The organism is Citrobacter sp. BDA59-3, from assembly GCF_015167655.1.
Lineage (GTDB): Bacteria > Pseudomonadota > Gammaproteobacteria > Enterobacterales > Enterobacteriaceae > Phytobacter > Phytobacter diazotrophicus.
Genome location: NZ_CP063427.1, coordinates 2,591,554 through 2,616,886 on the forward strand (window position 1 = coordinate 2,591,554; position 25,333 = coordinate 2,616,886).

General features: G+C 53.1%; 25 protein-coding genes. 16 read left to right on the forward strand and 9 right to left on the reverse strand.

Features of this window, described 5'->3' with window-relative positions:
- The first annotated feature begins 70 nt into the window (after window positions 1-70).
- Entirely contained in the window at window positions 71-664 is a 594-nt protein-coding gene (gene tehB, locus IP582_RS12170) for a tellurite resistance methyltransferase TehB (RefSeq protein WP_193796106.1), read from the forward strand.
- Here the strand turns inward: tehB and pepT are convergent.
- Entirely contained in the window at window positions 661-1,890 is a 1,230-nt protein-coding gene (gene pepT / locus IP582_RS12175) for a peptidase T (protein WP_193796107.1), read from the reverse strand. The two genes, tehB and pepT, sit on opposite strands and share 4 nt — an antisense overlap.
- A 117-nt stretch (window positions 1,891-2,007) precedes the next feature.
- Here pepT and IP582_RS12180 point away from each other — a divergent pair, with 117 nt between their 5' ends.
- The gene (locus IP582_RS12180) at window positions 2,008-3,603 is read left to right on the forward strand and encodes an ABC transporter substrate-binding protein (RefSeq protein WP_107223071.1); all 1,596 of its coding nucleotides are present in this window, start codon (window positions 2,008-2,010) and stop codon (window positions 3,601-3,603) included.
- A gap of 160 nt (window positions 3,604-3,763) precedes the next feature.
- A complete protein-coding gene (locus tag IP582_RS12185; protein WP_110296420.1) occupies window positions 3,764-4,426 on the forward strand; it encodes a DUF3313 domain-containing protein in 663 nt (220 codons plus the stop codon).
- Window positions 4,427-4,462: 36 nt separating this feature from the next.
- Here the strand turns inward: IP582_RS12185 and IP582_RS12190 are convergent, their stop codons facing one another.
- Window positions 4,463-5,359 carry a DMT family transporter gene (locus tag IP582_RS12190; RefSeq protein ID WP_193796108.1) on the reverse strand — a complete coding sequence of 299 codons (897 nt, stop codon included), beginning with the start codon at window positions 5,357-5,359 and terminating at the stop codon, window positions 4,463-4,465.
- 11 nt (window positions 5,360-5,370) lie between these two features.
- Complete coding sequence (locus IP582_RS12195; protein ID WP_172600658.1) at window positions 5,371-5,532, reverse strand: hypothetical protein; 162 nt, start codon at window positions 5,530-5,532, stop codon at window positions 5,371-5,373.
- Between IP582_RS12195 and IP582_RS12200 the strand changes: the two genes are divergently transcribed.
- Complete coding sequence (locus tag IP582_RS12200) at window positions 5,531-6,400, forward strand: helix-turn-helix domain-containing protein (RefSeq protein ID WP_193796109.1); 870 nt, start codon at window positions 5,531-5,533, stop codon at window positions 6,398-6,400. The two genes, IP582_RS12195 and IP582_RS12200, sit on opposite strands and share 2 nt — an antisense overlap.
- On the opposite strand, the gene IP582_RS12205 is transcribed toward IP582_RS12200, so the two are convergent.
- Window positions 6,380-7,546 (reverse strand): benzoate/H(+) symporter BenE family transporter, encoded by a 1,167-nt coding sequence (locus IP582_RS12205; protein ID WP_193796110.1) that lies wholly within the window; start codon window positions 7,544-7,546, stop codon window positions 6,380-6,382. The two genes, IP582_RS12200 and IP582_RS12205, sit on opposite strands and share 21 nt — an antisense overlap.
- A gap of 90 nt (window positions 7,547-7,636) precedes the next feature.
- Here IP582_RS12205 and IP582_RS12210 point away from each other — a divergent pair, with 90 nt between their 5' ends.
- Window positions 7,637-8,209, forward strand: coding sequence for a helix-turn-helix domain-containing protein (locus IP582_RS12210; protein ID WP_193796111.1), 573 nt, complete (start codon window positions 7,637-7,639; stop codon window positions 8,207-8,209).
- A 309-nt stretch (window positions 8,210-8,518) separates the two neighbouring features.
- Complete coding sequence (locus IP582_RS12215) at window positions 8,519-10,483, forward strand: U32 family peptidase (RefSeq protein WP_193796112.1); 1,965 nt, start codon at window positions 8,519-8,521, stop codon at window positions 10,481-10,483.
- A 55-nt stretch (window positions 10,484-10,538) separates the two neighbouring features.
- On the opposite strand, the gene IP582_RS12220 is transcribed toward IP582_RS12215, so the two are convergent.
- Window positions 10,539-10,832 (reverse strand): hypothetical protein, encoded by a 294-nt coding sequence (locus tag IP582_RS12220; protein WP_193796113.1) that lies wholly within the window; start codon window positions 10,830-10,832, stop codon window positions 10,539-10,541.
- A gap of 457 nt (window positions 10,833-11,289) precedes the next feature.
- Between IP582_RS12220 and IP582_RS12225 the strand changes: the two genes are divergently transcribed.
- Complete coding sequence (locus IP582_RS12225; RefSeq protein WP_193796114.1) at window positions 11,290-13,257, forward strand: methyl-accepting chemotaxis protein; 1,968 nt, start codon at window positions 11,290-11,292, stop codon at window positions 13,255-13,257.
- Window positions 13,258-13,327: 70 nt separating this feature from the next.
- On the opposite strand, the gene IP582_RS12230 is transcribed toward IP582_RS12225, so the two are convergent.
- Genes IP582_RS12230 through IP582_RS12240 form a run of 3 tightly spaced genes read right to left on the reverse strand, consistent with a single transcriptional unit; the run spans window position 13,328 to window position 15,872 of the window.
- The gene (locus tag IP582_RS12230; RefSeq protein ID WP_193796115.1) at window positions 13,328-13,456 is read right to left on the reverse strand and encodes a DUF2474 domain-containing protein; all 129 of its coding nucleotides are present in this window, start codon (window positions 13,454-13,456) and stop codon (window positions 13,328-13,330) included.
- Entirely contained in the window at window positions 13,456-14,466 is a 1,011-nt protein-coding gene (gene cydB, locus IP582_RS12235; protein WP_193796116.1) for a cytochrome d ubiquinol oxidase subunit II, read from the reverse strand. Before cydB ends, IP582_RS12230 begins: the two co-directional genes overlap by 1 nt.
- Complete coding sequence (locus IP582_RS12240; protein WP_039079106.1) at window positions 14,466-15,872, reverse strand: cytochrome ubiquinol oxidase subunit I; 1,407 nt, start codon at window positions 15,870-15,872, stop codon at window positions 14,466-14,468. The genes cydB and IP582_RS12240 overlap by 1 nt, the downstream gene beginning before the upstream one ends.
- A 152-nt stretch (window positions 15,873-16,024) precedes the next feature.
- Here IP582_RS12240 and IP582_RS12245 point away from each other — a divergent pair, with 152 nt between their 5' ends.
- From IP582_RS12245 to IP582_RS12275, 7 genes are all read left to right on the forward strand, one after another.
- A complete protein-coding gene (locus IP582_RS12245) occupies window positions 16,025-17,434 on the forward strand; it encodes a PLP-dependent aminotransferase family protein (protein WP_193796117.1) in 1,410 nt (469 codons plus the stop codon).
- 347 nt (window positions 17,435-17,781) lie between these two features.
- A complete protein-coding gene (gene ydcS / locus IP582_RS12250) occupies window positions 17,782-18,924 on the forward strand; it encodes a putative ABC transporter substrate-binding protein YdcS (protein WP_110296429.1) in 1,143 nt (380 codons plus the stop codon).
- A gap of 17 nt (window positions 18,925-18,941) precedes the next feature.
- The gene (locus tag IP582_RS12255; protein WP_193796118.1) at window positions 18,942-19,955 is read left to right on the forward strand and encodes an ABC transporter ATP-binding protein; all 1,014 of its coding nucleotides are present in this window, start codon (window positions 18,942-18,944) and stop codon (window positions 19,953-19,955) included.
- Window positions 19,955-20,896, forward strand: a complete 942-nt coding sequence (locus IP582_RS12260) for an ABC transporter permease (RefSeq protein WP_039079102.1) — start codon at window positions 19,955-19,957, stop codon at window positions 20,894-20,896. The genes IP582_RS12255 and IP582_RS12260 overlap by 1 nt, the downstream gene beginning before the upstream one ends.
- On the forward strand, window positions 20,886-21,692 hold the full coding sequence (locus IP582_RS12265) for an ABC transporter permease (protein WP_039079101.1): 807 nt from the start codon (window positions 20,886-20,888) through the stop codon (window positions 21,690-21,692). Before IP582_RS12260 ends, IP582_RS12265 begins: the two co-directional genes overlap by 11 nt.
- A 25-nt stretch (window positions 21,693-21,717) precedes the next feature.
- Window positions 21,718-23,142, forward strand: coding sequence for an aminobutyraldehyde dehydrogenase (gene patD, locus IP582_RS12270; protein WP_071194138.1), 1,425 nt, complete (start codon window positions 21,718-21,720; stop codon window positions 23,140-23,142).
- Window positions 23,143-23,451: 309 nt separating this feature from the next.
- Window positions 23,452-23,679 carry a hypothetical protein gene (locus IP582_RS12275; protein ID WP_193796119.1) on the forward strand — a complete coding sequence of 76 codons (228 nt, stop codon included), beginning with the start codon at window positions 23,452-23,454 and terminating at the stop codon, window positions 23,677-23,679.
- 196 nt (window positions 23,680-23,875) lie between these two features.
- Here IP582_RS12275 and IP582_RS12280 read toward each other — a convergent pair whose 3' ends face one another.
- Window positions 23,876-24,316 carry a hypothetical protein gene (locus IP582_RS12280; protein ID WP_039079099.1) on the reverse strand — a complete coding sequence of 147 codons (441 nt, stop codon included), beginning with the start codon at window positions 24,314-24,316 and terminating at the stop codon, window positions 23,876-23,878.
- A gap of 307 nt (window positions 24,317-24,623) precedes the next feature.
- Between IP582_RS12280 and IP582_RS12285 the strand changes: the two genes are divergently transcribed.
- Entirely contained in the window at window positions 24,624-24,920 is a 297-nt protein-coding gene (locus tag IP582_RS12285; protein WP_193796120.1) for a hypothetical protein, read from the forward strand.
- 130 nt (window positions 24,921-25,050) lie between these two features.
- The gene (locus tag IP582_RS12290) at window positions 25,051-25,308 is read left to right on the forward strand and encodes a hypothetical protein (protein WP_193796121.1); all 258 of its coding nucleotides are present in this window, start codon (window positions 25,051-25,053) and stop codon (window positions 25,306-25,308) included.
- Window positions 25,309-25,333 lie beyond the last annotated feature (25 nt).

A 25,333-nucleotide genomic window follows, 5' to 3' on the forward strand; every position in this document is an offset into this window, starting at 1 on the left:
AAAAACATAAAATGCATTTAAAATACACTTTATAAGTTTGCGCTTATACAGGGAAAAATAAGGAACAACCATGACCACGTTTGACGACAGCTATTTTACTGAAAAATATGGACTGACCCGCACCCACTCCGAGGTACTGCATGCCATGCAGTTTGTGAAACCGGGCAAAACACTGGACCTGGGCTGCGGCAACGGGCGTAACAGCCTCTATCTGGCGGCCAATGGGTTTGATGTGACGGCATGGGATAAAAACGCCGCAAGCATCAGTAATATCGAGACCATTCGTCAGGCCGAAGGGCTCAACACGCTGCAAACCGCCGTTGTGGATTTGAACGCACTTAGCTTTGAGGGCGAATACGATTTTATTCTCTCGACCGTGGTGATGATGTTTCTTGAGCCGCAAACCATTCCGGGGCTTATCGCCAATATGCAGCGTTGCACCAAAGCGGGAGGTTACAACCTGATTGTGGCGGCGATGGACACGGCCGATTTCCCCTGCACCGTTGGTTTCCCGTTTGCCTTTAAAGAGAATGAATTGCGTGATTACTACGCAGGGTGGGAACTGGAGAAATACAATGAAGACGTCGGTGAGTTGCACCGCACCGACGCCAATGGCAACCGCATCAAACTGCGCTTTGCGACCTTACTGGCACGTAAAGCTTAACGCGCCGCCAGCAGGCATAACTGTAACGCGACCTGGTATGAGGCCTCGAACGACTTTACCGGCAGAAACTCAAATTGCGAATGAAAATTGTGCGCGCCGGTAAAGAAATTTGGGGTTAATAACCCTTTTGCAGACAGCGCTGCGCCGTCTGTGCCGCCGCGCATGGGGGTCGGTTTGGGAGTGATGCCAAGCGTGGTCATCGCCTCGAACAGTAAATCAATTGCGCGTTTGTCTTCGCCGATGGCGTTACTGATATTGCTGTAAATATCGCTGATGCTGTACTCCACTTTTGCGGTGGGGTACTGCGCGGCGATTTTTTTTGCGACATCGGCAATCTGCTGTTTCCTGCGCTCAAAGCTCGCCTTATCGAAGTCACGGATGCTGGCACTAAGATGCGCGTGCCCCTGAACAGCTTCCATCCCGTTGAACCACACATAGCCTTCACGGCCTTCGGTATGTTCCGGCGTTTGCTGGCGGTCAAAGTGGCTGATGTAATCCATGGCCATCAGCAGTGGGTTAACCAGCACACCTTTTGCCGACATCGGATGCGCGGTGACGCCGGTAAAATGGATAGACGCCGAGGCGGCATTGAAGTTTTCAAAAACAATCTCGCCTTTTTCGCAGCAGTCGATAGTCCAGGCGAAATCGACATCAAAGCGTTTTAGATCCAGTGCCTTCGCCCCACGCAGGCCGACCTCTTCATCCGGAACAAACGCCACGACAATATCGCCATGTTGCTGTTCTGCCGTCAGGTTTTCCAGCAACGTCATCACTACCGTGACAGCGGCCTTGTTATCTGCCCCCAGTACGCTGGTGCCATCGCTAAAGATGATCTCTTCATCGATGTAGGCGTTAATTTCCGGGTGTTCCTCTACACGCAGCCAGATATCTTTGCTGGCGTTCAGACAGAGATCTTCTCCCTTGAAACGCAGAATTTGCGGATGAATATCCGGCGACAAACCCACGTCTACGGTGTCGATATGGGTGATAAAACCAATACGCGGCGCGCCCGGCACCGTGCCTTTTTTCACCGCAGTGACCGTGGCGTGTTCATCCAGCATAATCTCATCCAGGCCCAGCGTTTGCAGCTCTTGCGCCAGTGCGCGCGCCATGTCGAATTGCCCGGGCGTGGTCGGTAATGTCGTGGCGGCAGCGTCACTTTGGCTGGTGATAGCAAGATAGCGAAAGAAGCGTTGCGTTAATTGACTGGCGAGGGGCGATGTCATAGTGATTCCTTCTTTATTTGACTTATCAGGTGCTTGCAATATTACTTTAATGTTATTTATGGAAGCGCAAACAACAAGCACTATTTGGCTCATGGAAAGAAAACGACAGGAAAATCTATGACTAGAAAACAGACAACAGTTGCGCTGGCCTTGCTGGCCCTGGCAGTGAGTTCCTCTGTGGCGGCAAAAACCCTGGTCTACTGTTCAGAAGGATCGCCAGAGAATTTCAACCCGCAACTCTATACCTCAGGCACCAGCGTCGACGCCAGCGCGGTTCCGGTTTATAACCGGCTCGTCGATTTTAAAGCCGGGACGACTGAACTCCAGCCAGGACTGGCCGAGAGTTGGGAGGTCAGCGAAGACGGCAAGGTGTATACCTTCCATCTGCGTAAAGGGGTGAAATTTCAGAGCAATAAATACTTTACGCCGACACGCGATTTTAATGCCGACGACGTCATTTTCTCTTTCATGCGGCAAAAAGACCCGCAGCATCCTTACCATAACGTCTCTAACGGCAACTATTCCAATTTCGAAAGTCTGGAATTTGGCAAGTTGATTACCGCTATCGATAAAGTGGACGACAACACCGTGCGCTTTACGCTGGCACATCCCGAAGCGCCCTTTGTGCCTGACCTGGCCTGGTATTTCGCCTCTATCTTATCTGCTGAATACGCCGATGCGATGCTAAAAGCCGGGACGCCGGAAAAAGTGGATATGGAGCCAATTGGTACCGGCCCGTTCAAACTGGCTCAGTACCAGAAAGATTCCCGCATTCTGTTTACCGCCTTCCCGGAATACTGGCAGGGCAAAGCAAAGATCGACCGTCTGGTGTTCAGCATTACGCCAGACGCCTCAGTACGTCTCGCCAAGCTTGAGAAAAATGAATGTCAGGTGATGCCGTTCCCGAACCCGGCGGATTTGCCGCGTCTGAAAGAGAACAAAGACATTACGCTGATGAGCAAATCGGGGTTGAATACCGGTTTCCTTGCCTTTAACACGCAAAAAGCGCCGCTTGATAACGTTAAAGTGCGCCAGGCGCTGGCGATGGCTATCAATAAACCGGCCATTATCAATGCGGTTTTCCAGGGCACCGGAACCGCCGCGAAAAACCTTCTTCCCCCTGGCGTCTGGAGTGCGGACAGCGAATTGCAGGATTACGCTTACGATCCGCAAAAAGCCAAAGCTTTATTGAAAGAAGCCGGGTTGCCAGAGGGCACCACCATTGATTTGTGGGCGATGCCGGTTCAGCGGCCTTACAATCCGAATGCCAAACGGATGGCCGAGATGATTCAGGCCGACTGGGCGAAAGTCGGGGTCAACGCGAAAATTGTCACATATGAGTGGGGTGAATATTTAAAACGGGTCAAAGGGGGCGAGCATCAGGCGGCGCTGATGGGGTGGACAACGGCGACCGGCGACCCGGATAACTTCTTCGGCCCGCTATTTACCTGCCAGTCTGCCAATGGCGGTTCTAACTCGTCGAAATGGTGCTATCAGCCGTTTGATAAAATCATCGCCGAAGCGAAAACCATTACCGATCACGACAAGCGCGTGGCGCTGTATAAAGAAGCCCAGCAGATGATGCACGATCAAATGCCTGCGGTGATGATTGCCCATTCCACTATTTTTGAGCCGGTACGAAATAACGTGAAAGGCTATGAAGTCGATCCGTTCGGTAAACATATTTTCTACCAGGTCGATATCAATAAATAATCAGGCGCGCCGGTGCCTTGCGCCGGCGCAAATGTCCTTTATTCGAACAGTGAGTATTTTATTTTTCTGAAATTTGAGCGTGACAGCTTTTTTCCGCCATCGCTGTAGCCGATTGTTTGCTATAACTTTTAGTGCATATATAAACTCAAAGGGACCTTCCATGCGTACTGTATTTAACGTTGCCGTGCTTGCTGGCCTGCTTGCGTTATCAGGCTGTGCATCAAAAGTGACTCAACCTGAACAATATTCTGGCTTCTTAAAAGACTATTCCAACTTACAACAAACAACATCCGCAAGCGGTAAGCCCGTATTGCGTTGGGTTGATCCTTCATTTGATCTGAGTAAATACGACAGTATTGTCTACCATCCGGTAACCTATTATCCGGTGGCAAAACCGACCAGCCAGGTGAGCCAGCAAACGCTCGACGGGCTGTTGACCTACACGAACACCAAATTGAAAGCCGCCGCCGCGCAGCGCAAACCGCTGGTGACCTCTCCGGGTGCGCATAGCCTGATTTTCCGTGGTGCTATTACCGGCGTGGACAGCAGCAAGCAAGGCCTGCAATTCTATGAAGTGATCCCGGTTGCGATGGTAATTGCCGGTACGCAGGCCGCCACAGGGCACCGGACTATGGACACGCATCTCTATTTCGAAGGTGAATTGATTGATGCACAAACCAATAAGCCGGTGATTAAAGTGGTGCGTCAGGGCGAGGGTAAAAGTCTGAGCAATGCCAATGCGCCGATGACGGTAGATACGCTGAAACAGGTCATTGATAACATGGCGACCGATGCCACCATGTTTGATGTTTCCAAAAAATAAAACAGGCGCGCCATCCCAAAGGATGGCGCTTTTTTTTCAGGCTAACTTCCGTTTAAACGACAGCGTTCCCGGTCGCGAAAACATCACTAAATTTCCCGTCAGAATCAGCAGCAGGCCGACAATCCCGTTCATATGCCAGACATAACCTTCATAGACCGTTGAAATACTCAGCGCGACCAGCGGAAACAGCAGAGTACTGTAGGCTGCATTACTGGCACCGATACGGCCAACCAGGGTGAAATAGGCGCCAAAGGCAATAACCGACCCAAAGAGGGCGAGATAAACCAGCGCACCCAGATAGCTGAAGGTCCACTCAGGGGTAAAATCATCGCCGCGAAACAGGGCTATTGCGCCCATAATAATTGTCCCGTAAAGCATCGCCCAGGCGTTGGTGGTCATGGTTTCCAGCCCGTTGCGTTGATGGCGCATACTGATCATATTGCCAAGGGAAAAGCCAAATGTACCCAGCATCGAAAGTCCAATACCCAGTAACAGCGTGCTGTTCAGACCGCTGGCCAGCAAATCATCCCAGAATAGCGTCACAATGCCCGTCAGCCCCAGAAAAGCCGCAGGATAGAAGCGCGAAGGGGGCTTCTGACCGAAGAACAGGAAACTGTTAACCGCATTAAACAAGACGGCCATTGAGAAAATGACCGACTCCAGCCCGGTGTTAATCCACGCGGCGGCGTTGTAAAAACAGAGGAAGTTGAAGCCAAACACACAACATCCTTGCAGGATGCAAAAAAGATGATCCCGCAGGACAAGTTTGCGCAGCCGCCTCAGGGCAATCAACACCACCATGATGGTGAGTGATGCGAGCGCAAAGCGCCAAAAAATAGAGACCGGCGCCGCGACCGGCCCCTGCTGCAGAAAAATGGCAATCCATGTCGTGCCCCATATCACCACCACCAGACAATATAAAAAAATGTTCATTGCGATCCCCGTTACGCCAACAGGTTTCCAGTCTTGCCAAAAAATGCCTCTCCGGCTTGCATAAACCCGCCGGTCACTTGCAAATTCTTGCGTTTTTTTGGCGAAACACTGGTATCGGGCAGGCGCAATTCATAGACTGAGATTCTGGTGACATTTTTGTTAATTGCGTCCATGACTGTTTATAAAGCCTTCGAAAATTTGCAACATCACAATGCCGTTCTGCATGACTCGGTTGCGCTGCATTCTGGTATTCAACTGGCGGCATGGTCTAATAAGCGCGATAACATCACTCAATATTGTGATCATCACACCCTGAGTCTGTACATTGCCGATGGCTACGAGAGCTACCATAAAACGTCGCAGGGCTGGAAAAATGGCGGAGGGCCGGACAGGTTTTGCCTGATGCCAAAAGAGAGCGAATCCAGTTGGGATATCCGTGATGATTTGTCGTTTGTGCATCTTTATTGCACTGACGAACATCTGCGGGAGATTGGGGAGAAGATGTGGGATCGCAGTCCGGCGTCGTTTACCCTTGATGAGAAAACCTTCGCCCAGGATGAGCGTATTACCGCGCTCTATCGCCAGTTCTTACTTGGCAGCGACTGGCATCAGCAGGCGAATCAGCTCACGCTCAGTACGGCTTCTACGCTGCTTCTCACCCATCTTGTCCAGCATTACAGCAATGTGCAGTGGCGTTTGCCCACCGTTAAAGGCGGTCTTGCGCCGGTGGTATTGCGTCAGGTGCTGGACTGGATAGAGGCGAATCTCGCCCAGCCGCTGTTGCTGAGCGATCTGGCGGCGCAGGCAGCGTTAAGTGAATACCATTTCGCGCGAATGTTCCGCCAGTCGATGGGGGTTGCGCCGCATCAGTATGTGATGCATCGCCGGATGGTGCAGGCGAAAGCGCAACTGTTAAATACCGGGCTGCCGCTGACGACAATCGCGATGGCCTGCGGTTTCAGTTCTGCCAGCCATTTCAGTAACCGCTTCCGCGCTGTTTTTGGTATGACGCCGTCGCAATTACGCGCGGCGCGCCAGTGACAGTGCGGCATAGCAGACGCCCCCTGCAACCAGCCCCCAGAAGGCTGACCCCACACCCAGCAGCGTGACGCCGCTTGCGGTAACCAGAAACGTCACGATGGCGGCATCACGCTCTTTTTCCTGGGACAGCGCCTGGAACAGGCTGCCGCCGATCGTACCGAGTAAGGCAAGCCCTGCCAGTGTCTGGATCCAGCTCAACGGTAAGGCTGCCAGCAATGCGGTGATCGAGCCGCCAAATACGCCCGCTAACAGATAGAATACACCCGCCGCCACCGCAGCCTTCCAGCGCTGTGCGGCGTCGGGGTGCGCATCCGGGCTCTGACAAATTGCCGCCGTAATGGCGGCGATGCAGATAGAGAAAACCCCAAACGGCGAGAAAAGCAGCGCCAGTCCTCCGGTAAAAATGATCAGTGGCGACACAGCCGCACGGTAGCCCGCCGCCTGCATTGTTGCGAAGCCTGGCGCATTTTGTGACGCCATCGTGGCGAGAAAAAAGGGTATGCCGATACTGATAAACGAAGTCCAGTTGAAGACCGGACGGGTAAATTCCGGCACCACAAAGACAATGTCCAGTTTCGCAGTGACAATATCGCCGCTAAGCCAGGCGACCAGTGCGCCAATAATCAGTGTCGCCACAATAGCATAGCGTGGGGCGAGGGCTTTACAGACCAGCCAGGCCAGTAGCATACTGCCGCACAGCACAAAATGGCCCTCGACGTTGTGAAACGCCTGCAAGCCGAAACGCAACAGGATCCCGGCGAGCATGGCTGCCGCGAGGGTATGCGGAATAATTTTCATCAGCCGGGCGAACAGTCCGGTCACGCCGCAAAGCACTATCAGCGCATTAGCAAAAATAAACACGCCGATGGCTTCGGCAAGCGTCAATCCTTGCAAGCTCGTCGCCAGCAATGCGGCACCGGGCGTGGACCAGGCGGTCAGTATTGGCATGCGATACCACAGCGACAACGCGATGGTGCTGACACCCATGCCTAAACCAAGCGCCGTCATCCAGCCGGCAATTTGTGTGGCGCTGGCCCCCGCTGCGGCAGCAGCCTGCCAGATAATAGCTGCAGAACTGGCATAGCCGACCAGTACGGCCACAAAACCCGCCAGAAGCGTGGTAAAAGGAAACACGTGAGTGCGCATGATCTTTCCTTGTGCGTTATAGCGTCCAAAGAATGTACCATTGTGCGTTATAGCGTACAAGTATGCGCAGCGAGACTGACAGGAGGAAAAATGGATCTAACACATTATCTGGCGAGCACCTTAAAAAATCTCCGTCAGGCACGCGGCTGGAGCCTCTCGCGTCTGGCTGACGAGACGGGCGTGTCAAAAGCGATGCTCGGGCAAATTGAACGTAATGAGTCCAGCCCCACGGTGGCAACGCTGTGGAAAATCGCCACTGGTCTCAATGTGCCGTTTTCGTCCTTTATTGCGCCGTCGGAAAGCGAAACACCTCATTCCTTCGATCCGCAGCAGCAGGCTATGGTGGTCACTCCGCTGTTCCCCTGGGATGAAGCGCTGCATTTTGATCTCTTCTCGATAATCCTGGCGCCGGGCGCCCTGAGCGAATCAACGCCGCATGAGCAGGGGGTCATTGAACATGTGGTGGTGATTGACGGGGTGCTGGAGATGTGTATTGAAGGGCAGTGGCGAACCCTGACGGCGGGTAGCGGGATTCGTTTCGCTGGCGACCGTCCCCATGCCTATCGTAATAGCTCAGCACAGAGCGCTCATTTCCACTCGCTTATCCACTACCCAAAAGAAAAAACCGCAAGCAAGCTTGCGGCAAAGAACGACGACGAGTAAACAACAACGTACAACGTGACGAGGAATGTCCGATTACGCGTCCTCTTCCAAATGGCCTCTTTGGGCCTGCCCCGGCCACTAAGTCACTTACTCATGTAAGCTCCAGAGGTTGCCGCTTGCCGCCGCGACGCCATTTGAACGCTTTCGCGTAATAGTGGTTACCTTAACCTGCGCCGTTACGGCTGGAAAATAGCAATTTCATCAATGCTTTGCCGCCTGGCGGAAATTGGCCTTCGCCACAGGTGGTGAAAAGCCGGGGATGTGACTACAATAGCCGCCATTTTGCACATAATGGATAACGACGATTGTATGCGCCTGCAACCCCATCATCTTGAACTCTTAAGCCCTGCCCGTGACACCGCGATCGCTCGCGAAGCCATTTTGCACGGTGCGGACGCGGTCTATATCGGCGGTCCGGGGTTCGGTGCCCGCCATAATGCCAGCAACAGCTTGCAGGATATTGCCAGCCTGGTGCCGTTTGCCCATCGCTATGGCGCGAAAGTGTTTATCACACTGAACACCATTCTGCATGATGATGAGCTGGAGCCTGCTCAGCGCCTGATTACCGCTCTGTACGAAACCGGGGTTGATGCCCTGATTGTGCAGGATATGGGGATCATGCAACTCGACATCCCGCCGATTGAGCTGCATGCCAGTACCCAGTGCGACATCCGCAGTGTAGAGAAGGCGAAGTTCCTCTCCGATGCCGGTTTTAGCCAGATTGTATTGGCGCGTGAGTTGAACCTGCAGCAGATCCGCGATATTCACGCCTGTACTGACGCGACCATCGAGTTCTTTATTCATGGCGCGCTGTGCGTGGCCTATTCCGGCCAGTGTTATATTTCCCACGCACAGACGGGGCGCAGCGCCAACCGTGGGGACTGTTCTCAGGCCTGCCGCCTGCCGTACACCCTGAAAGACGATCAGGGGCGCGTCGTGGCCTATGAAAAACATCTGCTGTCGATGAAAGATAATGACCAGACAGCCAATCTTGGTGCGCTAATTGATGCCGGCGTACGCTCCTTCAAGATTGAAGGGCGCTACAAAGACATGAGCTACGTAAAAAACATTACCGCGCATTATCGCCAGATGCTGGATGCGATTATTGAAGATCGCGGCGACCTGGCGCGCGCATCGGCGGGGCGCACAGAGCACTTCTTTATTCCGTCCACCGATAAAACCTTCCATCGCGGTAGTACTGATTATTTTGTGAATGCGCGTAAAGGCGATATCGGTGCGTTTGATTCGCCGAAATTTATTGGTCTGCCGGTCGGTGAAGTGCTGAAAGTAACCAAAGAGTACCTGGACGTAGAAGCCAGCGAACCGTTGGCAAACGGCGATGGTCTGAACGTACTCATCAAGCGTGACGTTGTCGGTTTTCGCGCCAACACGGTAGAAAAAACTGGCGAAGGTCGTTATCGCGTCTGGCCGAATGAAATGCCCGCGGAGATGTATAAAGTACGCCCGCACCATCCGTTGAACCGTAACCTGGACCATAACTGGCAACAGGCACTGACCAAAACCTCCAGTGAACGTCGCATTGCCGTGGATATTGAAGTGAGCGGATGGCAGGAACAACTGGTGCTGACCCTGACCAGTGAAGACGGGGTCAGCGTGACCCATACTCTCGACGGGCAATTCGATGAGGCGAACAACGCGGAAAAAGCGATCAATAGCCTGAAAGAGGGCGTGGCAAAACTGGGGCAAACCATCTACTACGCCCGTCATATCGCTATCAACTTGCCGGGTGCGTTGTTTGTACCGAACAGCATGTTAAATGCGTTTCGTCGCGACACCGTTGAAATGCTTGATGAGGCGCGTCTGGCGAGTTACCAGCGCGGCAGCCGTAAAGCTGTCTCCGATCCGGCACCGGTTTATCCTGATACCCATCTGACTTTCCTGGCGAACGTTTACAACCATAAAGCGCGTGAGTTCTACCAGCGTTTCGGTGTGCAACTGATTGATGGCGCATATGAAATGCATGAAGAGAAGGGCGATGTGCCGGTGATGATCACCAAACACTGCCTGCGCTTTGCCTTTAACCTGTGCCCGAAACAGGCCAAAGGGAATATCAAAAGCTGGAAGGCAACCCCAATGCAACTGGTGCATGGCGATGAAGTGCTTACGCTGAAATTCGATTGCCGGCCATGTGAAATGCATGTGGTTGGGAAAATCAAAAATCACATTCTGAAGATGCCGCTCGCCGGGAGTGTTGTGGCATCGGTCAGCCCTGAAGATCTGTTGAAAACGCTGCCTAAGCGCAAAGGTGTTTAAGACAGCACATCCCGCACAGTCGCGGCAGGGTATGTGCCGCGACTGTATTTACACCTTAGCGTTTATCATCCGGCAGCGGCGGTTTTTTACCGTCTTTGGGCGGCTGTTTGCCATCATGCTTTGGCGGCTGGCCGTCGCGGTGATGCGCGCTGTCATCATGCTTCCACGCTTTCCCGTCATTATTCCTGTGCTCCCGCGCATGTTGCGGGTTTTTGTAGTCATGACGCGGCGACTGACCGTCGTGCGTTAGCGGATATTTTGGCGGTGGGACAGGCGCGTTGTCTGCGGCAAACACATAAGACGACAAACTCATGGCCACAATGGCAGACAGTGTCACGATCTTTTTCATACTCACTCCTTGTCTCATTTATCTGAGTGACACGGATTTCAACAACAAATCATGGAGAGAGTATGAAGACATCTTTAATTAAGAGTATTCCTTCCATAGTAACTGTAAAAAATAAACGAATATGTTACCTGACAGACAGTAATTTTATTATTTGCTGCAATTTATGCGTTGCATCACACTATTAACATAATTTTCACAGGTTAAATAATGATACTCGCATCTCATTTTATTACCCTTTGATTTTTATAGTTTTAATTTCACCATGCCCGTGTGGGATTTATTGGGTTTCGTTAAAGATTTCACTTGGTTTGACGATAATTACACTGTGATCAAAATATATTCGTGGAATTTCCCGGCACTGTAAAAATCATAGACTTGATGTATAGCCTGCTAAGTTCCATAAATTCACCAGACGCTCCACCCTATAAATGAACTCATAATACATAAAAGGTGAAATATGTTATCTATGGCGAAAAGGTTTTTAACCGCACCCTTAGGTCGCAGCCGCTCACAGCCTGCGAATGGTACCTATGATTGCCAGAATATGCCTCAGTCATTATCGGCAGCGGGTTTAAGCAATAAAGCCAGCGGTATCCTCATGACATTCGTCCCCCCTGGTGCCGACTATTCAAACGTGAGCCAGGCGTGGCAACGGTTTTCTTCTCCAGCCTTAACGGTTATTACGCTTTCTTCCAGTGGCGCGTTAAGCAGTAGCTGTCGTGAGACGACCTACTGTGATGCGGCGGGGCAACAGGGCAGTTGGTTAATGCTGCCTAAAACACTCATTGCCGGGCACGAAACCCATATTATTGATTTACATGTTAAAGACACCCGAACAGCAACAGAACGCATCGTTGCTATTCAGAACGAACTGGAGCGGTTACAGGTGCGCATGCCGCTCTCCTCCGATCATACTTTTGCTATGGTGTACTGTGACGGGCTCTCTGCCTCCGAAGGCTTTCTGATGCAAGCCTGGTATAACTGTGGGCGTTTTCCCTGCCTGGCTATCGGCGGCTCGGCAGGCGGCAAACTCACCTTTGACGGCACCTGGATAAGCGTGAATGGCAAAGTGCTGCAGGGCAAAGCGGTGATTATCTTTTGCAAAATGGCACCGGGAAAATCCTTCGCACCCTTCAAAAGCCAAAACTTCAAACCACGCAATAAAAGCTGGCTGATTGCTCAGGCGGATCCGGTCGCCCGGACGGTGACATCAGTCTTTAATGAACAGGGCGAACAGAAGCCTTTCACTGCTGTTCTGGCCGAACTCCTGCAATGTGGTGAACAGCAGGTGGCAGAAAAACTAAAAGGGCTCACTTTCGGGGTTAAAGTCGGAGATGAATATTTCATTCGCTCTGTCGCAAAAATCGATGCTGAAGGCGTTCATTTTTTCTGTGATCTGGAATTTGGCGATCGCTTGCATTTACTGGAAGAAACCGACTTTAAACAAGCGACACTGCATGACTGGAAAAACTTTATTACCGGACGAGGTAAACCGGCGGCTATTCTGATGAATGACTGTATTTTGCGCCGTCTTGGCAGCGAATCACACTTACACAATGCCCATTTCTTTAAAGGCTTGCCCGCTGCCGGTTTTTCCAGCTTTGGGGAGATCCTCGGCGTTCCCATTAATCAGACGCTCTCCGCGCTGGTCTTTTTCAATCATGACGTGAAAGCCATGGCGCATTTCCCGGTGGAATATGCACGATATGCCGGGCATTACGCCCAGCGTGCGCTGCGCCGTTGGGAGGCACTGAATGATTTTCAAAGCGGTGTGATTAATCGTGTCGTGGCATATCAACAAAAATTGGGTCCCCTGATGACGGCATTACCGATGCTGGAAGCCGCGACGCAGACACAAAACGACACCTTAGGAATGGCAGAAAATAGCATCCGTTCGATCAGCGATATTGCGCTCAAGAGCCAACAGGCGCAAAACCGGTTGGTGGAAGGGCTGGACGACCTGGAGAAAATCTCAGCGGGGATTAATGAGATAACCAGCGGAATCAGTAACATTGCTTTTCAGACGAATATCCTTGCGCTCAATGCGGCGGTGGAAGCTGCGCGGGCGGGTGAAGCAGGGCGCGGCTTTGCCGTGGTGGCAAGCGAAGTCCGGCGGCTGGCGCACTCGTCCAAAGAGCAGGCAGACGCTACGGCCGCCAATATCAACCAGGCGGTAAATACGATTTCCCGCATCCGTACCGTTGCCAATAATACCGTGGAGACCGCCAGCAATATGGCTCAGCACTCCATTTCCGCGGCTGACACCATCGCGGCCATGAGCAGTAAAACCAATAACGAACGGGATAATATTGTGAAGCATCTCAGTAGCCTGCACGCCCTGACATCCGGCATGGATGCGATGCAGGAAGCGGTGGCGCAACTGACGGTGTTGCAAAAACTCTCCACCCGCCAGGGCCAGCACTAAAAAAGCTGCCCTGATGTTCAGCATCAGGGCAGCTTTGCAAGCCGGTTGTATACGTCGCCGGGTCATAAAACTAGTGCGACTTAAACCCCGCGGCGGTCATCAGTACGCGGAAAAACAGGCCGACCAGCGCAAGGGCCAGCACACTGCCGCCCCACAAAACGACCAGCCACATCAGGCGCTTCCATAAGGATTGTTGCATCAGTGATATCCCTCCCCATGCTGAACTTTGCCGCGAAATACGTAGTAGCTCCAGAAGGTATAGACAAGAATAATCGGGATAATCAGCAGCGCGCCAACCAACATAAAGCCCTGGCTTTGTGCGGGGGCTGCCGCCTGCCACAGAGTGATGGACGGCGGAATAATATGCGGCCAGATACTGATGCCAAGCCCGCTGAATCCGAGGAAGATCAGCCCGAGCGTCAGCACAAACGGTAATTTTTCGCTTTGTGCATGATTCAGGCTGCGCCATTGCCACAGGCTCAGCAGTACGACTAATACAGGGACGGGCAGCAGGAAAAACAGATTCGGCAAGGTAAACCAGCGGCTGGCGATGGCCGGGTGGGCGAGCGGTGTCCAGAGACTGATTACCGCAATCACCAGCAGCAGGACCAGTAAGAGCCGCTTTGCGAGCTGGCGCATCCGCGCCTGCAAGCTGTTTTCGCTCTTCATCACCAGCCACGTCGCCCCCAGCAAGGCATAGGCGACCACCAGCCCGAGGCCACAAAACAGAGTAAACGGGCTCAGCCAGTCGAAGGGGCCGCCGGCGAAGGTGCGCCCGCTAACCGGAAAACCGTTAATCACCGCCCCAACAACGACCCCTTGTGTGAAGGTCGCCAGAATCGAGCCGCCTGAGAACGCTTTATCCCAGAAAGGACGGTGCGCGGGTGTCGCTTTGAAGCGAAACTCAAAGGCTACGCCGCGAAAAATTAACCCCACCAGCATCAGCGTGAGCGGAATGGTCAGCGCGTCGATAATCACCGCATACGCCAGCGGGAAGGCGCCAAATAGCGCCGCACCGCCGAGTACCAGCCAGGTTTCGTTGCCGTCCCATACCGGGGCGACGCTATTCACCATCACATCGCGGTCTTCGGCGTTTTGCGTCGCGGGAAAGAGAATGCCAATCCCCAGATCAAAACCGTCCATCACGATATACATCAGGGTGGCAAAGACGATAATCACAAACCAGATAAGCGAAAGATCGATACCCATTACGGTTTCTCCTGCAGACTGTCGTGAGTATTCACCGCCGAAAGCGGCCGGGCGGGGCGTCCATCCTGTTCACTGGCAAAGGATTCATTAGCCTGAGGCCCTTTTTTAATCAACCGCACCATGTAGCTGTACCCCACGCCAAACACCGAACTGTAAACGAGGATAAAACCCAGCAGGCTGATGCTCATGTGCAGCGTGCCATGGGCGGAAACGGCATCGGCGGTGCGCTGCAAGCCATAGACAACCCACGGCTGGCGGCCCACCTCTGTGGTCACCCAACCGGCAAGAATCGCCAGCAAACCCGATGGCCCCATCAATAATGCGAACCACAGAAACGGGCGCGAGTGATAGAGGCGCTGCTTGCGGCGCAGCCATACTGCGACAACACCCAGCAATATCATCAACAGACCAAGCCCCACCATCAGGCGAAACGACCAGAACACCACGGTCGAATTAGGCCGGTCTTCTTTGGCGAACGATTTCAGCGCGGGAACCTGTTTGTCCAGGCTGTGGGTGAGGATCAGGCTACCCAGCGCCGGAATCGCCAGCCCATAGCGGGTGCGCTCTTGTTCCATATCCGGCCAGCCAAACAGCAACAAAGGCGTCGGCTCGCCGGGTGGGTTTTCCCAATGGCCCTCTATCGCCGCAATTTTGGCGGGCTGATGCTCAAGCGTGTTCAGCCCGTGCATATCGCCGATCAGCGCCTGGATAGGGGCCACAATGAGTGTCATCCACAGCGCCATGGAAAACATGGTGCGAATGGCGGGAGAATGATTGCCCTTAAGCAAGTGCCAGGCGGCCGACGCGCCAACAAACAGCGCGCTGCTAAGGAACGCGGCAACGGACATATGCAACAGGCGATACGGGAAGGAGGGGTTAAACACCACCGCAAACCAGTCGACCGGTACCACCTGGCCATTCACAATTTCATAGCCCTGCGGCGTTTGCATCCAACTGTTGGAGGCGAGGATCCAGAAGGTGGAAATGATCGTCCCCAGCGCCACCATGCAGGTGGCGAAGAAGTGCAGCCCTGGGCCAACCTTGTTCCAGCCAAACAGCATCACCCCTAAGAACCCGGCTTCGAGGAAGAACGCGGTCAGCACTTCATAGGTCAGTAACGGGCCGGTGATGCTACCGGCAAACTGGGAAAATCCGCTCCAGTTGGTGCCAAATTGATAGGCCATCACCAGACCGGAGACCACGCCCATGCCAAAATTGACGGCGAAGATTTTCGACCAGAAATGGTAGAGCGAACGCCACACCGGATTGCCGGTTTTCAACCACAGCCCCTCCAGCACCGCAAGGTAGCTGGCAAGACCGATGGTGATCGCCGGAAAAATAATGTGGAAGGAAACCGTAAAGGCAAACTGGATCCTTGCCAGATGAAACGCATCTAAACCCAACATACTTAACCTCTGAAAAATGACTCTCCCGCAAATGGTAAAGAGCGGCGGAGAGGATTATCAGAGGCAGAAAAGTCAAATTTATCTATAACAGTTGGTAAAAATGTGCTTTTTAAGCGTGCTGATATAGAATGAATGCAGGGAAGGAGAGAGCGATGAAAAAATACCAGCGTCTGGCGCAGCAAATCATTTCGCAAATTGAACTGGGCGTCTGGCGACCCGGCGACAGGCTGCCCTCGCTGCGTGAACAGGTGACCAGCAGCGGGATGAGTTTTATGACCGTCGGCCACGCTTATCAGTTGCTCGAAAATCAGGGCTATATTACCGCCCGGCCTCAATCGGGCTATTATGTGGCGCCGCGCTCTCACCGTCCGCAAACCTTACCGCCCGCCACCTTAAAGCAAGACGAAGCGGTGGATATCAATACCTATATTTTTGATATTTTGCAGGCCAGCCGCGATGCCTCGATCTTGCCCTTCGGTTCGGCGTTTCCGGATCCGCGGCTGTTTCCTCTGCAACAGCTTAATCGCTCATTAGCCAATGTCAGTAAAAGTGCGACAGCGGTCAGCATCATTGAAAACCTGCCGCCGGGAAATGCCGGGCTGCGTCATGCCATCGCCCGTCGCTACGCCCAGCAGGGGATGACCATTTCACCAGATGAAATCGTCATTACCGCCGGGGCGCTGGAAGCGTTAAACCTGAGTTTGCAGGCTGTAACAGAGCCAGGTGACTGGGTGATTGTCGAAAATCCCTGCTTTTATGGTGCGCTACAGGCGCTGGAGCGCCTGCGCTTAAAAGCGCTGTCGGTGCCGACGGATATTAATGAAGGCATTGATTTGCAGGCGCTGGAACAGGCGCTCAAATCCTACCCCGTTAAAGCCTGCTGGCTGATGCCCAATAGCCAGAACCCGCTCGGTTTTACCCTGAGTGCAGAGAAGAAAGCGCGACTGGTGGCGTTGCTGATGCAGCACAACGTGACCTTGATCGAAGACGATGTCTACAGCGAGCTCTATTACGGGCGGGAAAAACCGCTACCTGCAAAAGCCTGGGATACCCAGGACATGACGCTACACTGCTCATCGTTTTCCAAGTGTCTGGTGGCCGGGTTTCGTATCGGGTGGGTCGCAGCCGGGAAACATGCCCGCCGGATCCAGCAGTTGCAGTTGATGAGTACCTTATCCACCAGTTCGCCCATGCAAATGGCGCTGGTCGATTACCTTGGTACGCAGCGCTATGACGCGCATCTGCGGCGTCTGCGGCGCGCCCTGGCTGAACGCAAGCATCAGGCATGGCAGGCTCTGGTGCGTCATCTGCCTGCGGAGGTGAAAATTCACCGCAGCGACAGCGGTTATTTTTTATGGCTGGAGTTGCCGCCAGAGTTGGATGCCGGAGAGTTAAGTCAGCGTGCCCTGGCCCATCAGGTCAGCATCGCGCCGGGCAAAATGTTCGCCACCTCCAGAGAACCGACGCCGTTCTTTCGCTTTAATGCATCCTGGCAATGGGGCGAGCGGGAAGAACGCGGCGTTATTCTGCTTGGCAAAATTATTCGCGAAATGATGAAATAAAAACGCAGGCGATTGTTCTTATTTTCTGAATAATATTTTCTCAAATTAAAAATATCTCTGCGGAAATTTAAGCCGCAGAGGTCATTATTTTCTGTACTTTCCCATCAGGCATTCATACGAAATGTGAATGGCAACATAAATTAACCTTTCTCTGCTAACTCCTTGTCTATACTCCAGAAGATGCACCGCCAGCATTTTCGTAATAAATGTAATGCGCTGTATGTCACAACCTGGCGAAATTTCTCATTGACGGGATTCAGCCTTTCGGCGCTCCGTCTACCTTTAAATCAGGAGATATTTTTACGGCAAGGCGGCCGCTCATTTTCATTACGACAGGAGTAAAACATATGAGCAAGAAATTTGCCCCGAGCTGCCTGTGTGCGCTGGGCATGACCCTTATGACAGCACATGCCGCCGAGCCAACGGAAGTAGGGAAAGGAGAAGGGCGTCTGGATATTATCGCCTGGCCGGGTTACATCGAACGCGGCCAGACGGACAAGCAATATGACTGGGTTAGCCAGTTTGAAAAAGAGACGGGCTGCGAGGTCAACGTAAAAACGGCAGCGACCTCCGATGAGATGGTCAGCCTGATGGCTAAAGGCGGTTATGATCTGGTGACCGCATCCGGCGATGCCTCGCTGCGTCTGATCATGGGCAAACGCGTACAGCCCATTAATACCGCGCTCATCCCGAACTGGAAAACCCTCGATCCGCGCATTGAGAAAGGTGAATGGTTTAACGTCGGCGGTAAAGTGTACGGCACGCCCTATCAGTGGGGGCCAAACCTGCTGATGTATAACACCAAAACATTCCCGACGCCGCCAGATAGCTGGTCGGTCGTCTTCGTGCAGCAAAATCTGCCGGATGGCAAAACCAACAAAGGCCGCGTGCAGGCCTATGACGGGCCGATTTATATCGCCGACGCCGCGCTGTTTGTCAAAGCCACTCAACCGCAGCTTGGCATTGAAGACCCCTACCAACTGACAGAAGCGCAGTATCAGGCGGTGCTGAAAGTGCTGCGCGATCAGCACGCCTTAATCCATCGTTACTGGCATGACACCACTGTTCAGATGAGCGACTTCAAAAACGAAGGCGTCGTGGCGTCCAGCGCCTGGCCGTATCAGGCCAACGCCCTGAAAGGGGAAAACCAGCCCATCGCCACCGTTTTCCCGAAAGAGGGGGTAACGGGATGGGCAGATACCACCATGTTGCACGCGCAGGCGAAACATCCTAATTGCGCCTACAAATGGATGAACTGGTCGCTGACCCCGAAAGTACAGGGTGACGTCGCCGCCTGGTTTGGCTCACTGCCGGTGGTGCCGCAAGGCTGTAAAGCCAGTGATTTGCTGGGTGAAAAAGGCTGTGAGACCAATGGCTACAGCTTCTTTGACAAGATTGCGTTCTGGAAAACGCCTGTTGCGGAGGGTGGCAAATATGTCCCTTATAGCCGCTGGACGCAGGATTACATCGCCATTATGGGTGGACGTTAATCGGTCAGGAGTGATGTATGACCTATGCTGTTGAATTTGAAGATGTCTCGCGGCTGTATGGTGATGTTCGCGCCGTCGATGGTGTCAGTCTGGCGGTAAATGACGGGGAGTTCTTCTCCATGCTGGGGCCATCTGGCTCCGGCAAAACCACCTGCCTGCGTCTTATCGCCGGTTTTGAGCAACTTAGCGGCGGCGCTATTCGTATTTTTGGCCGTGAGGCCAGCGAACTGCCCCCCTGGGAGCGCGACGTCAATACCGTTTTCCAGGATTACGCGTTATTCCCCCATATGTCGATCCTCGATAACGTGGCGTACGGCCTGATGGTCAAAGGGGTGGACAAGAAAACACGCCATGCCAGCGCGCGCCAGGCGCTGGAAAAGGTGGCGCTGGATTTTGTTCACGCCCGTAAGCCATCGCAACTTTCCGGCGGCCAGCGCCAGCGTGTGGCTATCGCCCGGGCACTGGTTAATCAGCCTCGCGTTTTACTCCTTGATGAACCGCTGGGGGCACTGGATTTAAAATTACGCGAGCAGATGCAATTTGAGCTGAAAAAGCTCCAGCAGGATCTGGGGATCACGTTTATTTTCGTCACCCATGACCAGGGTGAAGCGCTGTCGATGTCCGACCGGGTGGCGGTGTTCAACAATGGCAAGATTGAGCAGATTGATACGCCGCGTGAACTCTATCTGCGCCCACGCACGCCTTTTGTGGCGGGTTTTGTCGGCACGTCTAATGTTTTTGACGACAGGCGCGCGGGCGCGTTGTGCGCGATGAACGGCGTTTACTCTCTGCGACCCGAGCATATTCGCCTTAATCAGCCGGGGGAAATTCAGGTCCGGGGGGTGGTACAAGCGGTACAGTATCAGGGGGCGTCTACCCGTTTCGAACTGAAACTTACCGACGGCGAAAAACTGCTGGTCAGCCAGGCGAACATGTCCGATGCGCTGTTGCCTGACACCTTAGCACCGGGGCAAACGGTGCTGGCGTCGTGGTCGCGAGAGGCGATGGTGCCGTTACAGGGAGCGGGGTGATGGAGATGAGCCTTTCCCGTTCACCCCAGCGTAAACCGGGAAGCCGCCTGAGTGGCCTGTTCTGGCGCAAACCGGCGCTGGGGTTGTTCCTGTTGTTGCTGGGGCCACTGATGTGGTTCGGCATTGTGTATCTGGGGTCGTTGCTGACGCTGCTATGGCAAGGTTTCTACACCTTTGATGATTTCACCATGTCGGTAACGCCGGATTTCACCCTGGCGAACCTGCAGGCGCTGTTCAATCCCGCCAATTACGACATCATCTTACGTACCTTCACCATGGCGGTCGCCGTGACGCTGGCAAGCGCTATTCTGGCCTTCCCGATGGCATGGTATATGGCGAAATACACCAGCGGAAAATGGAAAGCCTTTTTCTATATTGCGGTGATGCTGCCCATGTGGGCGAGCTATATCGTCAAAGCTTACGCCTGGACGCTGCTACTGGCGAAAGACGGTGTTGCCCAATGGTTTCTCGGCCATATGGGGCTGGAACCTGTACTCGGCGCGCTGCTGACGCTGCCTGGCATCGGCGGCAATACGTTGTCGACCTCCGGTCTGGGGCGTTTTCTGGTCTTCGTCTACATCTGGCTACCGTTTATGATTCTGCCGATTCAGGCGGCGCTCGAACGGTTGCCGCCGTCGTTATTGCAGGCGTCAGCGGATCTTGGCGCCCATCCCCGGCAGACCTTTCGCCATGTGGTTTTGCCGCTGGCAATTCCGGGTGTAGCCGCTGGCTCTATCTTTACCTTCTCCCTGACGCTGGGTGATTTCATTGTGCCGCAACTGGTGGGGCCGCCGGGGTTCTTTATCGGCAACATGGTCTATTCGCAACAAGGGGCAGTCGGCAACATGCCAATGGCGGCAGCCTTTACGCTGGTCCCCATTGTATTGATTGCCCTTTATCTGGCGTTCGTGAAACGTTTGGGAGCGTTCGATGCACTCTGACCGCGCACCGTTATTTCTCAAAATTGCCGCCTGGGGTGGGGTTATCTTTCTCCATTTCCCGTTATTGATAATCGCCATCTATGCTTTTAATACCGAGGATGCCGCGTTTAGCTTTCCCCCGCAGGGCTTTACGCTGCGCTGGTTTAGCGTGGCGGCGGCGCGGGGCGATATCCTGGATGCCGTGACACTGTCACTGCAAATTGCGGCGCTGGCGACCCTTATTGCCTTAATCCTTGGCACGCTTGCTGCAATGGCTCTCTGGCGCAGTGAGTTTTTTGGCCGGAACGCCATCTCACTGTTGCTGCTGCTGCCGATCGCCTTGCCCGGCATTATTACCGGGCTGGCGCTGTTAACGGCATTTAAAACGGTGGATCTGGAACCCGGTTTTTTCACCATCGTTGTTGGTCATGCCACGTTTTGCGTGGTGGTGGTTTTCAACAACGTGATAGCCCGATTTCGTCGCACGTCGTGGAGTCTGGTTGAAGCCTCAATGGATTTAGGCGCCACCTCATGGCAGACGTTTCGTTATGTGGTGTTGCCCAATCTCGGTTCGGCGCTGCTGGCCGGGGGAATGCTGGCGTTTGCCTTGTCGTTTGACGAAATCATCGTCACGACCTTTACCGCAGGGCATGAACGTACCTTGCCGCTCTGGTTGTTAAATCAACTGGGGCGCCCGCGTGATGTCCCGGTAACCAATGTGGTAGCGCTGCTGGTGATGCTGGTAACGACCATCCCGATTTTGGGCGCCTGGTGGCTGACCCGTGACGGCGAAACCGTAGCCGGAAGCGGCAAATAACTGACAACTCTGAAAGGATAGCGCTATGCAACATCAATTATTTATCAATGGAGCACTGGTCGACGGCGAAGGCGAGAAACAGGCCGTGTTTAACCCGGCCACCGGCGAGGTGTTGCTGGAGATTGCCGAAGCCTCGCCTGCGCAGGTAGACGCGGCGGTGAAGGCGGCCGATGAGGCCTTCAAAACATGGGGACAGACCACGCCAAAAGCGCGCGCCGAGTGCCTGCTGCAACTGGCGCAGGTGATTGAAGACAATGCCGAAACCTTTGCAATGCTTGAGTCACTGAACTGCGGCAAACCGTTGCATTGTGTGCTCAGCGATGAAATTCCGGCGGTCGCGGATGTCTTTCGTTTCTTCGCAGGCGCCGCGCGTTGCCTGAACGGACTGGCCGCCGGGGAGTATCTGGAAGGGCATACCTCAATGATTCGCCGCGATCCGGTTGGCGTTGTGGCCTCTATCGCCCCGTGGAACTACCCGCTGATGATGGCGGCCTGGAAGCTGGGGCCTGCGCTCGCGGCAGGTAACTGTGTGGTCATTAAGCCGTCAGAAATCACGCCGCTGACGGCGCTCAAACTTGGCGAGCTGGCGCAGGATATTTTCCCGCCGGGAGTACTGAATGTGCTGTTCGGTCGGGGGAAAACGGTTGGCGATCCGCTGACCGGGCACGAAAAAGTGCGCATGGTCTCGCTGACTGGCTCGATTGCCACCGGTGAGCACATTATCGGTCATACCGCCTCTTCGATTAAACGCACCCATATGGAGCTGGGCGGCAAAGCGCCGGTTATTGTGTTTGATGACGCCGATCTGGATGCGGTTGTCGAAGGCGTTCGTACCTTTGGTTTCTACAATGCCGGGCAGGACTGTACCGCCGCTTGTCGCATTTATGCCCAAAAAGGGGTTTACGATGCGCTGGTTGAAAAACTGGGTGCCGCGGTGGCGAGTCTGAAAATGGGGCCGCCGGATGATGAAACCACCGAGCTGGGCCCGCTGAGTTCCGAAGCCCATTTAGCGCGCGTCAGCAAAGCGGTGGACGAGGCCAAAGCATTAAGTCATATCCGGGTGGTGACCGGCGGCAGCAAGCGTGAGGGGGCGGGGTTCTACTTCCAGCCCACATTGCTGGCCGGGGCAAAGCAAGACGATGCGATAGTGCAACGCGAAGTCTTTGGGCCGGTCGTCAGCGTGACGGTATTTGATGATGAAGAACAGGTGCTGGACTGGGCCAATGATTCGCAATATGGCCTGGCATCGTCCGTGTGGACCAAAGATGTTGGCCGCGCGCACCGCCTCAGTGCGCGTCTGCAATATGGCTGCACCTGGGTCAATACCCACTTTATGCTGGTCAGTGAAATGCCTCACGGTGGACAAAAACTTTCGGGGTACGGCAAAGACATGTCGATGTATGGGCTGGAAGATTACACCGTGGTTCGCCACGTGATGATCAAGCACTGAGCTTTTAACCCGGCTTAGCGTGAGCGTGGGAGTTACCGTTTCTGTAGCTGTTAATTCACAGGTACAGAATAATTGAGGTAACTCTCACGCTTTATAATTTCTTGTGTGTCAAAAAACGTAAAGATGGTATATTCCTGACAATGCTTAACGCGCCTTACCCGCGTAGTGTGACCAACATTAAAATAAAACCTACAAATGTAATACTGCATATCACGGCTGGGATTGTCACATTAATTTAATTAGTGCGACAAATTATCATCACATCCCGCCATTGATAATGTTGCTTTTTTAGTCTCTGGGGGAAACAAAATGAGTAAAGTCGTTGTGGTACTGCTGCCTGGTGGTATCCCTGAGTATTTGACGGTTAATGATAGCGACACCACCGTAACCTGGTCTGTAAACCAGACAGCAGAAGGCGCGTCAGATCTGACGTTGCCTATAGAAACTTATTTCTGTGAAGGTGAGGAGCTTCATTTTGCCCGCTATGAACCTGCGTTAACTAGTGCAATGACCGGGCAGTATTTTTTAAACGCCTGAAAACCATGCCAGTTAATTGTGCCATTGACGGGTAATCGCCTTTCATAAACATTTTAAATAAACTTAGCAGACTATGTGAAATAGAGCATGATTCGTGATGCGACGGCAGGGATGCACGGCGTAAAGCGTATTGCATATTAAACACATGAAAATAAAAAAGGGCGCAGCGGCCCTTAATATTCTAATGATTCGCAGGCTAGCGTTTCAGGATGTTTTCATTATCCCGTGGAGCCCAGTCTTTTTCTGAGAAATCATATATAGAATAAGACTGATCGCGTAACCCATTGGCGCGTAACATTCCCCGGACATCCGCTGGCAAATTCTCATCACGAAAAAGCTCAGCGATCACAAACATTGCGTCGCTAAAGGAGAGCTGTTTAATTTCAAAGGGTTTCCAGCCAGTACGCTTGAAAATAAGATGCCACAGAGCTTCTTCCCCGGCCAGTGCCACATAAGGGCTGGCATACTTCTCCCGATGACGAGACAGCAGGACTTCCAGAGTAAAAATATGTGCGACGCGTTGCTTCGCAGCAGATCCCCTGGCCGTCGTTTCGTTCGTCAGTTCCTCGTGCGTTATGTCATTGTTTTCACACACTCTGGTCTCGATGGCTTGCCATAGATCGTCAAACTTTTGCATTACTGTTACCCTGTAAGAATTAGTTACGGCATTGAGACAATACCAGAGAAATCAGCCATCCGCCAAAGCAAGCATCCGGTGAATTTATGACAAAAACGAAGGCATCCCGTTCTCTTTTTTTATGTCAATTTCGCGCCAGGCTTAATCTTATGATTTATAAAAAACTTAACGTAAATTAAAAAAGAAAAATAGATACCTCACAGACTGAGTGGTCTGAGAAAACAACCGGATGTTGCTTGCGATCAATATTGTCGTGGGGGTAGCGTCCTACATTGAAAGCTCATCTCCTCCTTAATGAGACGCCTCAATGAGAATCACACCGTGGGTGTTGATCGTGCTGGCTGTAACCAGTGTGCTGAGCATTGAAAACAGTCTGGCTAAAACAAAGATATTGAGTGACGCACAGGTTAAACAAAAGGTGATCGAGGAATCCATCGCAGCTTACCCGGGGCCATGTGCCTGCCCGTTTAATCAGGCCAGAAATGGCAGTAGCTGCGGTAAACGTAGCGCATGGAGCAAACCGGGTGGCTATGATCCTGTCTGCTATGCCAGTGAGGTGACACCGCAGATGATCAAAGACTGGCGTGAAGAACATAAACAATAGATGGCTCATGCAGTAGTGTCAGTTTTTGTGGCCGAGCGCTTAAGCCCGCCATCCTGATGTTCAGCACGTTTTAATGCTGTTTACTCTCGCTGTTATATAGTGGCGCCAGTGAGATATTCAGGACGTTAAAATGTTCGAATTTGCATGCGATAAATGCGGAAAAGCCGTGATTATCGAAGATTTGGCAGCCATCGTCAAAGATAAGGCGAGGGGAGTGACCTATTGTCCCCATTGCAACGCCAGCATTGCAGACGAAAAAATTGTGGCTCATGCAAAAATGAGGGCGACTGAAATGATTCACGCCGCTCTCGATTCCCTTCAGGCGAGACGTAAGGCCTCCGGCGCCGGGTCGACCACCACCACCAGAGAACTTCAAACGCATTCTTAAACGCATTTTTCTTTCGTTGAATTAC

Excerpts from the sequence above, each read along its gene's own strand:
- tehB (WP_193796106.1), top strand. The coding sequence starts at position 71 with ATGACCACGTTTGACGACAGCTATTTTACTGAAAAATATGGACTGACC.
- pepT (WP_193796107.1), bottom strand. The coding sequence starts at position 1,890 with ATGACATCGCCCCTCGCCAGTCAATTAACGCAACGCTTCTTTCGCTAT.
- IP582_RS12180 (WP_107223071.1), top strand. The coding sequence starts at position 2,008 with ATGACTAGAAAACAGACAACAGTTGCGCTGGCCTTGCTGGCCCTGGCA.
- IP582_RS12185 (WP_110296420.1), top strand. The coding sequence starts at position 3,764 with ATGCGTACTGTATTTAACGTTGCCGTGCTTGCTGGCCTGCTTGCGTTA.
- IP582_RS12190 (WP_193796108.1), bottom strand. The coding sequence starts at position 5,359 with ATGAACATTTTTTTATATTGTCTGGTGGTGGTGATATGGGGCACGACA.
- IP582_RS12200 (WP_193796109.1), top strand. The coding sequence starts at position 5,531 with ATGACTGTTTATAAAGCCTTCGAAAATTTGCAACATCACAATGCCGTT.
- IP582_RS12195 (WP_172600658.1), bottom strand. The coding sequence starts at position 5,532 with ATGGACGCAATTAACAAAAATGTCACCAGAATCTCAGTCTATGAATTG.
- IP582_RS12205 (WP_193796110.1), bottom strand. The coding sequence starts at position 7,546 with ATGCGCACTCACGTGTTTCCTTTTACCACGCTTCTGGCGGGTTTTGTG.
- IP582_RS12210 (WP_193796111.1), top strand. The coding sequence starts at position 7,637 with ATGGATCTAACACATTATCTGGCGAGCACCTTAAAAAATCTCCGTCAG.
- IP582_RS12215 (WP_193796112.1), top strand. The coding sequence starts at position 8,519 with ATGCGCCTGCAACCCCATCATCTTGAACTCTTAAGCCCTGCCCGTGAC.
- IP582_RS12220 (WP_193796113.1), bottom strand. The coding sequence starts at position 10,832 with ATGAAAAAGATCGTGACACTGTCTGCCATTGTGGCCATGAGTTTGTCG.
- IP582_RS12225 (WP_193796114.1), top strand. The coding sequence starts at position 11,290 with ATGTTATCTATGGCGAAAAGGTTTTTAACCGCACCCTTAGGTCGCAGC.
- IP582_RS12230 (WP_193796115.1), bottom strand. The coding sequence starts at position 13,456 with ATGCAACAATCCTTATGGAAGCGCCTGATGTGGCTGGTCGTTTTGTGG.
- cydB (WP_193796116.1), bottom strand. The coding sequence starts at position 14,466 with ATGGGTATCGATCTTTCGCTTATCTGGTTTGTGATTATCGTCTTTGCC.
- IP582_RS12240 (WP_039079106.1), bottom strand. The coding sequence starts at position 15,872 with ATGTTGGGTTTAGATGCGTTTCATCTGGCAAGGATCCAGTTTGCCTTT.
- IP582_RS12245 (WP_193796117.1), top strand. The coding sequence starts at position 16,025 with ATGAAAAAATACCAGCGTCTGGCGCAGCAAATCATTTCGCAAATTGAA.
- ydcS (WP_110296429.1), top strand. The coding sequence starts at position 17,782 with ATGAGCAAGAAATTTGCCCCGAGCTGCCTGTGTGCGCTGGGCATGACC.
- IP582_RS12255 (WP_193796118.1), top strand. The coding sequence starts at position 18,942 with ATGACCTATGCTGTTGAATTTGAAGATGTCTCGCGGCTGTATGGTGAT.
- IP582_RS12260 (WP_039079102.1), top strand. The coding sequence starts at position 19,955 with ATGGAGATGAGCCTTTCCCGTTCACCCCAGCGTAAACCGGGAAGCCGC.
- IP582_RS12265 (WP_039079101.1), top strand. The coding sequence starts at position 20,886 with ATGCACTCTGACCGCGCACCGTTATTTCTCAAAATTGCCGCCTGGGGT.
- patD (WP_071194138.1), top strand. The coding sequence starts at position 21,718 with ATGCAACATCAATTATTTATCAATGGAGCACTGGTCGACGGCGAAGGC.
- IP582_RS12275 (WP_193796119.1), top strand. The coding sequence starts at position 23,452 with ATGAGTAAAGTCGTTGTGGTACTGCTGCCTGGTGGTATCCCTGAGTAT.
- IP582_RS12280 (WP_039079099.1), bottom strand. The coding sequence starts at position 24,316 with ATGCAAAAGTTTGACGATCTATGGCAAGCCATCGAGACCAGAGTGTGT.
- IP582_RS12285 (WP_193796120.1), top strand. The coding sequence starts at position 24,624 with ATGAGAATCACACCGTGGGTGTTGATCGTGCTGGCTGTAACCAGTGTG.
- IP582_RS12290 (WP_193796121.1), top strand. The coding sequence starts at position 25,051 with ATGTTCGAATTTGCATGCGATAAATGCGGAAAAGCCGTGATTATCGAA.